Raw genomic sequence first — 12365 nt, 5'->3', positions numbered from 1 at the left:
TGCGAGGTTTAACTATGGACCCAGCTGTACCATTTTTCCGCCAGCGCCACGCCGGCCTGGCTCAGTCATCCTCGCGGCAACGGCTCAGGCGCATGCCGTCAAACTTGCACTCCAGCTCCAGCCAGCGTCCTTCAAACGGGGCCAGGCTGTCGTCCGAGGTGACATAACCCCAGATCCGCCCCTGCTCCACCGGCCCTTCCAGCTCCATCTCGTCATCCTCCTCCAGCTTCTCGACCTCCCGAATAAGCCGCAGCTCGCCCTCGACCACCCCTTCCAGATCGACCCAAGTACCGCCGAGATCGTCCTCTCTCAGCCCGTCCTTGAAGCGGGTTTGCTCGTCGAGCACAAAGGGGATGCCGTTGACCATCAGCTGGCCCAGCTGCCAGGTGGTGCGGCCGGTCAATTTGAACTCCGCCGACTGCGCAGCGCCGAATGGCAACAAGATCAGCAGCAGGAGAGTGCAGAGAGACTTCTTCATCGGGGATCCTCGGGGTTACACTGCCACACAGGATGCCTCATCCGGTGTGAGATGACCGTGAAATGCCGGTCAAGACCAGGAGATCAAAGCATGAAAATACTGGTGGTGGAAGACAATCCCCAGGTCGCGGAAACCATCATGGATTATCTGGAGCTGGCGGGCCATAGGCTGGACTGCGCCTACCACGGCCAGGCGGCCCTGCAGCTGCTGGCCGAGCAGCGCTTCGACGTCATCATCATGGACGTCATGATGCCGCGCCTCGACGGCCTCAGCACGGTGGCCCGCCTGCGGGAGCAGGGGATCCCGACCCCTGTGCTGTTTCTCACCGCCCGTGACAGCCTGGACGACAAGCTGGCGGGCTTCAAGGCCGGCGGGGACGACTATCTGGTCAAGCCGTTCGCCATGGAGGAGCTGGAAGTGCGGCTGCAGGCGCTGGCCCTGCGCGGCCCGCGCAGCGACATGGGGGCGCTGTGCGTGGGCGAGCTGACCCTGGATCCCGCCAGCGGCCGCGCCACCCGGGCCGGGGTCGAGCTCAAACTCGGCAAGATCCCGTTCCAGATCCTCACCCTGCTGGCCCGCCGGGCCCCTGCCCTTGTTACTCGCCAGGAGGTACTCGACACCGTCTGGGGCGACGAGGAGCCGGACTCCGACGCCCTGCGCAGCCACATCTATGCCCTGCGCAACGCCCTCGACAAGCCCTTCCCCGCCCCCATGCTGGAAACCCTGCACGGCCAGGGTTATCGGCTGGTGACCCCATGATGAGCCGCCAGCGCTGCCTGACTCGGCCCGCAGGGAGGCCATCATGAGCCTGCCCAGCCTGCGCCGTCGCCTGATCCTCACCCTGAGCGGCGCCGGCCTGCTGCTGCTGGTCATCATCAGCCTGCTGATGGTGGTGGCCGAGGACAAGATGGAGGAGCTCAGCCTGCGCCACTGGCTGGAGGCAGAGGTGACCCGCTACAGCGACGACTGGCTGCGGCTCGGCATGGCGGCCCCCGCCCCCAGCCCGCGTCAGTTTTCCAGCTACTGGACCGAGGCCGGCCGCCTGCCGGTCTGGCTCAAGCCCTACCAGAGCCCGGGCTTCTACGAACACGTGCTGGGGGACGAGGACAAGCACTTCCTGGTGCGGCCCCATCCGTCCGGTGAGGGGCTGCTCTATCTGGTGTTCAACGACGATGCCGACGACTACCTGGATCCTTACGAGGATCAGCTGCACCTGGCGACCCGGCTGATCGGGCTGACCCTGCTGCTCGGCTGCATCGGCTTCGGCATCTGGCTGGTGCGCCACATCACCCGGCCGCTGCAGCGGCTGCAGCAGCGGGTCGCCCACCTCACCCCGGATCAGGCCGACTTCGTACCCGACGCCCCCTGGCAGGAGCTCAGGGACATAGAGCTGGCGCTGCTGGCCGGCAAGCAGGAGGTGGCCGCCGTGTTTGCCCGCGAGCAGGAGTTCAGCCGCTTCGCCAGCCACGAGCTGCGCACCCCCAACATGGTGATCCAGGGCTCGGCCGCCCTGCTCGGCAAGGTGAGCGATCTGCCCGCGCCCGCCGCTCGCGCCACCACCCGCATTCGCGCCGCCGCCGACGAGATGGCGCTGCTCACCGAGACCTTTCTGCTGCTGGGTCGCAAGGAGCCGGTGGAGCGCCCGCCCCAGCAGGTGGCGCCGCTCATTCGCCAGGAGCTGGCCCGCCTCGCCCCGCTGCTGCAGCGGGAGGAGCTGGATATCCGGTTGCAGCTGGACGATGAGAGCGAGGCACTGGCCCCCCTCTCCCTGCTCGCCATTGCGCTCGGCAACCTGCTGAAGAATGCCCTCAGCTACGCCGAGGGGCACATCGACATCGAGCTGGCCGGCCCCGTGCTCACCATCAGCAACCCCACCGCCGCCGCGCCGGATCAGATCCTCGGTTACGGCTGCGGCCTCACCATCATCCAGCGCATCTGTGAGAAGCTGGGCTGGCAGATAGAGACCCGGCTGGAGGGCGGCATCTTCAGCGCCAGACTGGCAATGCGGGAGTAAAAACGACAAGGCGCCCGAGGGCGCCTTGTTCATTGTTTCAGCCACCAAAACCGGCCAAAAGGCCGGTTTTGCATTCAGGCCGCGCTCTTGCTGACAGACGCCACCTGTGGACGACCCTGCAGGCGATCCCACAGGGCCGCCAGCAGCAGGGCACACAGCGAGGGCGGCAGCCAGGCCAGCCCCTGCTCGTTCAGGGGCAGGGCTAGGCTCCAGGCCGGCAGCAGGCCGGCCAGGGCCGAGGCCTTGAGCCCGTCGATCAGGCCGAACAGCAGGCTGATCAGCATGACAGGCCCCACCACCCGGGTGCCGTTGCCCCACCAGCGCAGGGTGAAGCTCAGTACCACCAGCACGATGCAGGGGGGATAGATGGCGGTCAGCACCGGCACCGAAAGCTGGATCAGGTGGCTCAGCCCCAGGTTCGAAACCAGCATGGAGAAGCCACCCAGCAGCAGCACCAAGGTGCGATAGGAGAGCGGCAGGTACTGGGCAAAGAACTCGGCGCAGGCACAGGTCAGGCCGACCGCCGTCACCAGACAGGCGATGAAGATGAGCAGTGCCAGGAAACCGCTGCCCATGTTGCCGAAGGTGTGCTGGACGTAGGCGTGCAGGATCTCGGCGCCATTCTGGGCGTGGGGCACCAGTTCACCGCTCACCGAGCCCAAGCGGAACAGGCTGAGGTAGACCAGCGTCAAGCCCATCCCGGCGATAAGGCCGGCCAGTACGGTATAACGGGTCAGCAACTTGGCGCTGCTCACCCCCCGCGAGCGGGCGGCATTGACGATGACGATGCCAAACACCATGGCACCCAGGGTGTCCATGGTGAGGTAGCCATTGACGAAACCGTTGGAGAAAGGCTGATGCTGGTAGCTTTCGACGGCAGGGATGGCAGAACCGGCAGGCCACAGCAGAACGGCGAGGCCCAGCGCCGCCAGCGCCAGGATCTTGATCGGCGCCAGCACGTGGCCCACGGTGTCGAGCAGCCGGCCCGGATAGAGGGAGATGCCGATCACCAGGCTGAAGTAGACCAGGCTGTAGATCAGCAGGGCCGAACCATCGTCACCAAACAGGGGAGCCAGCCCCACCTCGTAGGAGACGGTCGCCGTACGCGGGGTGGCAAACAGCGGCCCCACGGCCAGATAGCAGACGGTGGCGAGCAACAGCCCAGCCTTGCGGCCGATGGGCACACTCAGGGCATCCACACCGCCCCCGACCTTGGCCAGCGCCACCACGGTGAGCACCGGCAGGCCGACTGCCGTCAACAGGAAGCCGGCCGCGGCGCCCCACACCTGCTCGCCGGCCTGCAACCCCACCATGGGTGGGAAGATGATGTTGCCGGCACCGACGAAGAGCGCGAAGGTCATGAAGCCCAACGCGACTATGTCTCTGGATGTTAATTTTTGGTTATTCATGCTGCGTAATCTGCCTATGACAATGTCAAATCATGACGGAAGTCGGCACGAATGGTTTATTCGTGCAAAAAATCCGCAGATAGTTTTATTAAATTTTTATGTTTCGCGACCTGCGAAGGGCGACAAGTAGAGCGTTTGTGCCAACTGGAGGCAAGTGCGGCACGGCAATCCAGTCACTTCATCCAGAAAATAATTAAGCAATGGTGTTTGATATTGGTGTGGTGCAATTTTGCAACAGATGATAACGCCGCAACCAGTGTCATTTGTTACCCATTTTTCCGTTCGCGGCACCCGCAGGTTCAAGCTACCCGTCCAGCCGAGCGATCAGCCCAAAAGCAACAGGGCGCCCGAAGGCGCCCTGTATGATGGAGTGGTGGCAAGCCCGGCATCACTCCGCCGGCTTGTGCTTGCGACTCGCCTTGAGCTCGAGAAACTCGATGATCTTGCCGGCCACGTCCTTGCCGGAGGCTGCTTCCACCCCTTGCAGACCAGGGGAGGAGTTCACCTCCAGCACCAGCGGGCCGCGGGCACTGCGCAGGATATCCACCCCGGCCACGTCCAGCCCCATGATCTTGGCGGCCTGCACCGCGGTGGCCCGCTCCTCCGGGCTTATCTTGATCGCCTCGGCGGTGCCGCCCCGATGCAGGTTGGAGCGAAACTCCCCCGGCTGGGCCTGGCGGCGCATGGCGGCCACCACCTTGCCGTTGACCACCAGACAGCGGATGTCGGCGCCGTTGGCCTCGCGGATGTACTCCTGCACCAGGATGTTGTTGTTGGTCTGGATGAAGGCCTCGATCACGCTCTCGGCGGCCTTCTGGGTCTCGCACAACACCACGCCGATCCCCTGGGTTCCCTCCAGCAGCTTCACCACCAGCGGCGCACCGCCCACCATGGTGATGAGGTCGGGCACGTCGTGGGTGCTGTGGGCATAGCCGGTCACCGGCAGGCCAATGCCATGGCGGGAGAGCAGTTGCATGGCCCGCAGCTTGTCGCGGGAGCGGGAGATGGCCACCGAGCTGTTGAGCGCCATGGTGTTCATCATCTCGAACTGGCGCAGTACGGCGGTGCCGTAGAAGGTGATGCTGGCCCCGATGCGCGGGATCACCGCATCATAGCTCTCCAGTTCCCGTCCTTCGTAGTGGATGGAGGGGTTGTGGGAGGCGATGTTCATGTAACAGCGCAGGGTGTCGAGCACCTCGACCTGATGACCGCGCGCCTGCGCCACCTCGACCAGACGGCGGGTGGAGTAGTTGTTGGGCTCACGGGATAAAATGGCGATCTTCATGACAATTCCGCTAGAAGGCAGTGCCTGGGCAGGATGGGGCGGGAGAGTATAAGGTGCCACAGCGCCAAGACAACGCCAATTGTTTCTCCTGACAACAAGACAAACCACACAGAAACCTGCGCTGCCATCTTGCCGTCACTAGCTTGTCAAACGGCGGCACCAGACTGGTCTGTCCCCCAGTACAGGATGCCGCCGTTGTTCATCCAGGATCAATCGGGATTGACCCGGTTGCCACCCCTTTAATGCAGGTTCGGCCCCAGCCAGCGCTCGGCTTCGGCCAGGGTCATCCCCTTGCGCTGGGCATAATCTTCCACCTGATCCTGCTGGATCTGCGCCACTGCGAAGTACTTGCTGTCGGGGTGGGAGAAGTACCAGCCCGACACCGCCGCCCCCGGCCACATGGCGTAAGACTCGGTGAGCTTCATGCCGATGGCCTGCTCCACCCCCAATAGTTCCCAGATGCTGCCCTTCTCGGTGTGCTCCGGGCAGGCCGGGTAGCCCGGCGCCGGGCGGATGCCGCGATAGTTCTCGCGGATCAGCTCCTCGTTGCTGAGCGCTTCGTTGGGGGCATAACCCCAGTGCACCTTGCGCACCTGTTCGTGCAGGTACTCGGCGAAGGCCTCGGCCAGGCGATCGCACACCGCCTGAATGAGGATGGCGTTGTAGTCGTCGTGCTCTGCCTTGTAGGCCTTGGCGATGGCCTCCTCGCCGATACCGCCGGTCACCGCGAAGGCACCGATCCAGTCGGGCTTGCCGCTCTCCTTCGGGGCCACATAGTCTGCCAGACAGTAGTTGGGGAAACCCTGTTTCTCGCTCTGCTGGCGCAGATGGTGCAGTACCTTGCGCACCTCGGTGCGCGACTCGTCGGTGTAGACCTCGATGCTGTCCCCCACCGCATTGGCCGAGAACAGGCCTATGATGCCGGCGCAGCGCACGCTCCGATCTTGCTCCAGCTGATCCAGCATGGCGTTGGCGTCGGCGTAGAGGCGCGTGGCCTCCTCCCCCACCACTTCATCTTCCAGGATGCGGGGGAACTTGCCCGCCAGCTCCCAGCTCAGGAAGAACGGCGTCCAGTCGATGTAGGGGCGCAGCACCGAGACCGGCACATCCTCGAAGGTCTGCACGCCGGGTTCCCGGGGCTTGGGTGGCTCATAACCGACCCAGTCCAGCTGATGGCGGTTGGCACGAGCGTGGGCCAGACTGACCGGCTTGGAACGCGGCTGCTTGCGGGCGTGCTGCTCGCGGGCAATCTCGTACTCCTTGTCGATGCGGGCCACGAAGGCGGGCTTGAGCTCCGGGCTCAACAGACTCTGGGCCACCCCCACCGCACGGGAGGCGTTGGAGACATAGACCACAGGCTCGGAGTAGTTCTGCTCGATCTTCACCGCAGTGTGGGCCTTGGAAGTGGTGGCACCGCCGATGAGCAGCGGCAACTTGAAGCCCTGGCGCTCCATCTCTTTGGCTACGTGCACCATCTCGTCCAGCGACGGGGTGATCAGGCCCGACAACCCGATGATGTCGGCATTGACCTCCCGCGCCGTCTTGAGGATCGTCTCGCAAGAGACCATCACCCCGAGATCGACGATCTCGTAGTTGTTGCACTGCAGCACCACCCCGACGATGTTCTTGCCGATGTCGTGCACGTCCCCCTTCACGGTGGCCATCACGATTTTGCCGTTGCTGGAACCGCCGGACTTCTCCGCCTCGATATAGGGCTGCAGGTAGGCAACCGCCCGCTTCATCACCCGCGCCGACTTCACCACCTGGGGCAGGAACATCTTGCCGGCGCCGAACAGATCGCCCACCACGTTCATGCCGTCCATCAGCGGCCCCTCGATCACGTGCAGCGGCTTCTCGGCCTGGCTGCGTGCCTCCTCGGTATCCTCCTCGATGAAATCGGTGATCCCCTTTACCAGCGCGTGCTCCAGCCGCTTGCCCACCGGCCAGCTGCGCCACGCCTGATCCCGCGGATCCTCGGCCTGGGCACCGCCACCGCGATAGCGCTCGGCGATGGCCAGCAGCGCCTCGGTGGCGTCCGGATTGAGGTTCAGCACCACCGCCTCGACCTTCTCTTTCAGATCGCTCGGGATGTCTTCGTAGATGGCCAGCTGGCCGGCGTTGACGATGCCCATGTCCATGCCGTTCTGGATGGCGTGATAGAGGAACACCGCGTGGATCGCCTCGCGCACCGGCTCGTTGCCGCGAAACGAAAACGAGACGTTGGAGACGCCGCCGGAGATCATGGCGTAGGGCAGGTTCTGCTTGATGTCCTTCACCGCGTCGATGAAGTCCACCGCGTAGTTGTTGTGCTCGTCGATACCGGTCGCCACCGCGAATATATTGGGGTCGAAGATGATGTCTTCCGGCGGGAAGCCCACCCGATCCACCAGGATGCGGTAGGCACGCTGGCAGATCTCGAACTTGCGCTCCCGGGTATCGGCCTGGCCCACCTCGTCAAACGCCATCACGATGACGGCAGCGCCGTAGCGGCGCAGCAGCTTGGCCTGCTGGATGAATTTCTCCTCCCCCTCCTTCATGGAGATGGAGTTGACCACCGGCTTGCCCTGCACGCACTTGAGGCCGGCTTCCAGCACCTCCCACTTGGAGGAGTCGATCATCACCGGCACCCGGGCGATGTCCGGCTCGCCGGCAATCAGGTTCAAGAAGCGCACCATGGCCGCCTCGGCGTCCAGCATCCCCTCGTCCATGTTGATGTCGATGATCTGGGCGCCGCTCTCCACCTGCTGCTTGGCGACGTCGAGGGCCTCGTCGTAGAGCCCCTCCTTGATCAGCCGCTTGAACTTGGCCGAGCCGGTGACGTTGGTGCGCTCCCCCACGTTCACGAACATGGATTCGGGGGTGATGATGAGGGGCTCGAGGCCCGACAGGCGGCAGGCTACCGGCAGCTCGGGCAGGGCGCGCGGCTTGATGCCCACCACGGCGTCCGCCATGGCGCGAATATGGGTCGGGGTGGTGCCACAGCAGCCGCCCACCAGGTTGAGAAAGCCGCTCGCAGCCCACTCGCGGATATGCTCGGCCATCTCGACGGCATCGAGGTCGTACTCACCGAACGCATTGGGTAACCCGGCGTTGGGGTGGGCGCTGACATGGGTCTCGCTGATGCGCGACAGCTCCTCCACGTACTGGCGCAGCTCGTCCGGCCCCAGCGCACAGTTGAGACCGAACGAGACCGGTTTGACGTGGCGCAGCGAGTGGTAGAAGGCTTCGGTGGTCTGGCCGGAGAGGGTACGGCCCGAGGCATCCGTGATGGTGCCGGAGATCATCACCGGCAGGCTGTAGCCCAGCGCCTCGAACACCCCTTCCACCGCGAAGGCGGCCGCCTTGGCGTTGAGGGTATCGAAGATGGTCTCGATCAGGATGATGTCGGCGCCGCCCTCGATCAGGGCGTGGGTCGATTCGGTGTAGGCGGCCACCAGCTGGTCATAGGTGACGTTGCGCTTGCCGGGATCGTTCACGTCCGGCGAGATGGAGGCGGTGCGGTTGGTGGGACCCAGGACCCCTGCCACGAAGCGCGGCTTGGCGGGATCTTTTGCCGTCCACTCGTCAGCCACCGCGCGTGCCAGCCGGGCAGCCTCGCGGTTGATCTCGGCCGAGAACTCTTCCATCTCGTAGTCGGCCATGGCGATGCGGGTGGCGTTGAAGGTGTTGGTCTCGAGGATGTCGGCGCCGGCGGCGCAGTACTGCTCGTGGATCTCGCGAATCACGGCGGGACGGGTCAGCACCAGCAGGTCATTGTTGCCCTTGATGTCGGTGTGCCAGTCGGCGAAGCGCGCGCCGCGATAATCGGCCTCACCGAGCTTGTAGCCCTGGATCATGGTGCCCATGGCGCCATCGATGATCAGGATCCGCTCCTTGAGACAGGCTTCCAGTTTGTTTGTCACATCCGACTTTTTGTTCGACACCGCTCGTTCCTCTTACATCCATGCAACTGCGTAAACAGCATCCTAACAGCAAACAAATCAAATGGAAATCTAGCCGTCTATCTGTCTATATCAGTGACCTATATACTCATAAATGGGTAATGAGTAACATGTGACCCAAGAGTACCCTATGCCCGTCCTCAATCCGGACACGTGCTTGCTGTTTACTAAAGAGAAAAATAACTATGAGCGTCTACTACACACTCTGCTTCCTGGCAGCGTTGGCGATCTTTATCGCCTTTGCCAATCAGTATGTTGTGAAGATCCAGACCACCATCGCCATCACCGCGGGCTCCATGCTGATCTCCGCGCTGCTGGTGCTGTTCGGTAAGCTGGGCTGGTTCAATCTGGAACCCCTGGCCGTCAAGACCATGGAGAGCATCGACTTCCAGAATTTCCTGCTGAAGGGGATCCTGGGCTTCCTGCTGTTCGCCGGCGGTCTCGGGATCAATCTGAAAGCCCTGCGCAGCCAGAAGTGGGAGATCACCATTCTCTCCATCGTGGCGACCCTGCTCTCCACCTTCATGGTCGGCTACGGCTTCTGGTTCATCGCCAAGCTGCTGGGCTGGGAGCTGCCGCTGGTCTATTGCATGCTGTTCGGTGCCCTGATCTCCCCCACCGACCCCATCGCCGTACTGGCCATCGTCAAGAAGATGAAGGCGCCGCCCCAAATCGCCATCCAGATCGAAGGGGAATCGCTGTTCAACGACGGTGTCGGTCTGGTGATCTTCGCCACCGTGTTCGCCGTGGCGTTCGGCGGTGTCGAGCCCACCTTCGGCAGCGTGGCCGGCCTGTTCCTGCATGAGGCCCTCGGCGGCATCCTGTTCGGCGCCGTGCTGGGTCTCATCGCCCACGTGATGATCAGCGCCACCGACGACGGTTCGCTGGAGCTGCTGCTGACCCTCTGCATCCCCACCGCCGGCTTCGCCTTCGCCAACATGATCGGTGTCTCCGGCGCTCTGGCCATGGTGGTGACCGGCATCATGATCGGCAACTGGACCCGTCATTCCGGCTTCTCCGAGCAGAGCAGCCATCACTTGGATCACTTCTGGGAGTTGATGGACCAGTTCCTCAACGCCCTGCTGTTCCTGCTGATCGGTCTGGCGCTGGTGCTGCTGGATCTGGCCTGGCGTGACTGGATCCTGCTGGTCATCGCGGTGCCGCTCTGCCTCGCCGCCCGCTTCATCAGCGTGTCGTTGCCCTACATGGCCTTCCGCCGCTATCGCAGCTACAACAAGTTCTCGGTGCGGATCCTCACCTGGGGCGGTCTGCGCGGCGGCCTGGCCATGGCCATGGCGCTGGCGCTCCCCTCCGGCGTCATGATGCTGCCGGAGTACGGCGTCGATCTGCGGGAAGTGATCCTGGTGATGACCTACTCGGTGGTGATGTTCTCCATCGTGGTACAGGGCATGACCATCACCCCGATGATCACCGCCGCCAAGAAGGCCAGCGGCCACTACTGAGTCGCCGGCTGACGTTATCTGGTGATGAAAAAAGGTTCATCGCGGCTTTCCGGGGAAGGCCGCCTTGATTTTCAGAAAAAAGTATTCTGAGTCCCTAAATCCATATGCCATACGCTTTATCACTTTGATCTTGTTGTTCACCCCTTCCAGCACACTCGTGTGCATCGGGTAGTTTGCACTCGCCAGGATCCCCCGCATATATTTCGATAAATTTCGACCAAATCGTTGCAGCGGCGCTAGCCCGCTTTCCTTCACCTGCCGCATCCAGCTCCGCCATCGTCGCCATCCTTCCCACACGCTCGGCGCATACCAGATGCCCTTCAACCCCTCTTTCAGCACGTACACCATCGCCAGCGGTTGATTCGCCGCCAACAGCTCCTGCAACTTCACATCCTGTTTTTCACTCAACTTCGCCCGATTACGTAGCAGCAACCAACGCGCACTTTTGACCACTTTTCGCGCCGGTTTATCGCTTTTCAGTGCATTCGCCTGCTCCACTCGCACCCGGTCCACCACCTCTCGGCCATAGCGAGCCACCACGTGGAACAGGTCGTAGACCACCTCCGCCTGCGGGCAGTGTTGCTTCACCTCCAGGTCGAACGCCGTGTTCATGTCCATCGCCACCGCTTCAATCTGCTGGCATCGCTCGCCGAGCTGCTCGAAGAAGGGACGGATAGCGGCCCGGCTGTTGCCGTGCCCCACCCACAGGACGCGGGTTCGCTCGGCATCCATGATCACGGTGGCATAGCGGTGTCCCTTGTGCAGGGCAAACTCATCCATCACCAGCCGCCGCACCTCCCCAAGTTCGATGGTGCCCACACTGGTCTGCAAACGGCGCTTGTCGATCTCCTTGATGGTGTGCCAACCGACCCCGGTGAGCTGGCTGACATGGCGGATGGGGAGGTACTGAACGAGCGCTTCAATCCAGCACTGCATGCGCCGGGTGAGGCGGGAGCCAGAGGGGAGCCAGTCGATATGTTCACTGACGCGACCACAGCGCAGACAGTCGACGCGGCGAACAGGCAGTTGTAACCAGACTTGTCGGTCAAATAGGTCTCGCTCACGCACCCGGCGGATACGTTGGTCGTGGATCAATGGCGTGGGTTGCAGGCATCGGCGACAACGGGGCAAGAAGTCGGCGCGAGGCTCAAGGGTAAACAGGGTGTGATGGTTGGCAGAAAGCGCTTGGGCGATGACGGTATAACCTGGCCAGAAGGAGGCAATATCAATATGATGCACGGCGACAGCAGGGTGATGGTGGTGGTGTGTTTGGAGACAGCCAGTTTACCAGCACCCTGTCTGTCAACTTCCACTTCCCCAAGATCCCGCGAAGAACCTGAAAAAAGGGCTCCCTCGGGAGCCCTTTTTGCGGCCGACTGACGGCCCTCAAGGAAAAACTGCAAATAATTGTTTGCTTTTTACGCATGTCGAGGCCAGAATGCGCGTCGGCTAGTTAATCAGCCCTGTTTATGTTTGCCCTGCAATGCTTCACCTCACGATGAATCCTGCCAGTATCCGCATAACCTTCTTCTGATTTACTCGCCTTGAGAACCGTCAGGCTGTCTGCCTGCGTTGCCCGGCTCTCACGGTGCAGACCCGATCTGCCCACTCCCAAGTAGCATCATGCATCCGCGTGGTCCTTGGCGCATTCCTTGAAAGTGCAGACGCCCCTGAACCGGGCTGGGTATTCCTGCGCGCTTGTCGTTCACCCAATCGACCGCGCCCATTGACCTGACATTTGCCAATACAAGGAGCAAAAACCTAATTGATATAGA

Annotated in this window: 8 protein-coding genes; 3 read left to right on the top strand and 5 right to left on the bottom strand. The window is 62.7% G+C overall.

What is annotated here, in order from left to right:
* Window positions 1–61: 61 nt before the first annotated feature.
* Complete coding sequence (locus C2U40_RS26425) at window positions 62–478, bottom strand: hypothetical protein (protein ID WP_123247414.1); 417 nt, start codon at window positions 476–478, stop codon at window positions 62–64.
* A 90-nt stretch (window positions 479–568) separates the two neighbouring features.
* Between C2U40_RS26425 and C2U40_RS26420 the strand changes: the two genes are divergently transcribed.
* A complete protein-coding gene (locus tag C2U40_RS26420; RefSeq protein ID WP_010635346.1) occupies window positions 569–1237 on the top strand; it encodes a response regulator transcription factor in 669 nt (222 codons plus the stop codon).
* Between the two features lie 43 nt (window positions 1238–1280).
* A complete protein-coding gene (locus tag C2U40_RS00255) occupies window positions 1281–2492 on the top strand; it encodes a sensor histidine kinase (protein ID WP_103828830.1) in 1212 nt (403 codons plus the stop codon).
* A 74-nt stretch (window positions 2493–2566) separates the two neighbouring features.
* On the opposite strand, the gene brnQ is transcribed toward C2U40_RS00255, so the two are convergent.
* The 3 genes from brnQ to metH form a co-directional block, all read right to left on the bottom strand.
* Complete coding sequence (gene brnQ, locus C2U40_RS00250; RefSeq protein WP_324827507.1) at window positions 2567–3853, bottom strand: branched-chain amino acid transport system II carrier protein; 1287 nt, start codon at window positions 3851–3853, stop codon at window positions 2567–2569.
* Window positions 3854–4289: 436 nt separating this feature from the next.
* Complete coding sequence (gene rimK, locus C2U40_RS00245) at window positions 4290–5186, bottom strand: 30S ribosomal protein S6--L-glutamate ligase (RefSeq protein WP_016349212.1); 897 nt, start codon at window positions 5184–5186, stop codon at window positions 4290–4292.
* Between the two features lie 239 nt (window positions 5187–5425).
* Window positions 5426–9109 carry a methionine synthase gene (gene metH / locus C2U40_RS00240; protein ID WP_103828828.1) on the bottom strand — a complete coding sequence of 1228 codons (3684 nt, stop codon included), beginning with the start codon at window positions 9107–9109 and terminating at the stop codon, window positions 5426–5428.
* A 203-nt stretch (window positions 9110–9312) separates the two neighbouring features.
* Between metH and C2U40_RS00235 the strand changes: the two genes are divergently transcribed.
* Entirely contained in the window at window positions 9313–10590 is a 1278-nt protein-coding gene (locus C2U40_RS00235; protein ID WP_103828827.1) for a cation:proton antiporter, read from the top strand.
* 36 nt (window positions 10591–10626) lie between these two features.
* Here the strand turns inward: C2U40_RS00235 and C2U40_RS00230 are convergent, their stop codons facing one another.
* A complete protein-coding gene (locus C2U40_RS00230; RefSeq protein ID WP_081000878.1) occupies window positions 10627–11829 on the bottom strand; it encodes an ISL3-like element ISAeme19 family transposase in 1203 nt (400 codons plus the stop codon).
* Window positions 11830–12365: the final 536 nt, after the last annotated feature.

The sequence above is a fragment of the Aeromonas sp. ASNIH4 genome, assembly GCF_002934425.1.
In the GTDB taxonomy this organism is placed as follows: Bacteria; Pseudomonadota; Gammaproteobacteria; order Enterobacterales; family Aeromonadaceae; genus Aeromonas; species Aeromonas hydrophila.
The sequence above is the reverse complement of the archived record's forward strand: the minus strand, read 5'-3'. Positions and strand labels throughout refer to the sequence as shown.

What these genes read in the sequence shown, in the direction of transcription:
- C2U40_RS26425 (WP_123247414.1), bottom strand. Translation starts at nt 478, where the DNA reads ATGAAGAAGTCTCTCTGCACTCTCCTGCTGCTGATCTTGTTGCCATTC.
- C2U40_RS26420 (WP_010635346.1), top strand. Translation starts at nt 569, where the DNA reads ATGAAAATACTGGTGGTGGAAGACAATCCCCAGGTCGCGGAAACCATC.
- C2U40_RS00255 (WP_103828830.1), top strand. Translation starts at nt 1,281, where the DNA reads ATGAGCCTGCCCAGCCTGCGCCGTCGCCTGATCCTCACCCTGAGCGGC.
- brnQ (WP_324827507.1), bottom strand. Translation starts at nt 3,853, where the DNA reads ATGACCTTCGCGCTCTTCGTCGGTGCCGGCAACATCATCTTCCCACCC.
- rimK (WP_016349212.1), bottom strand. Translation starts at nt 5,186, where the DNA reads ATGAAGATCGCCATTTTATCCCGTGAGCCCAACAACTACTCCACCCGC.
- C2U40_RS00235 (WP_103828827.1), top strand. Translation starts at nt 9,313, where the DNA reads ATGAGCGTCTACTACACACTCTGCTTCCTGGCAGCGTTGGCGATCTTT.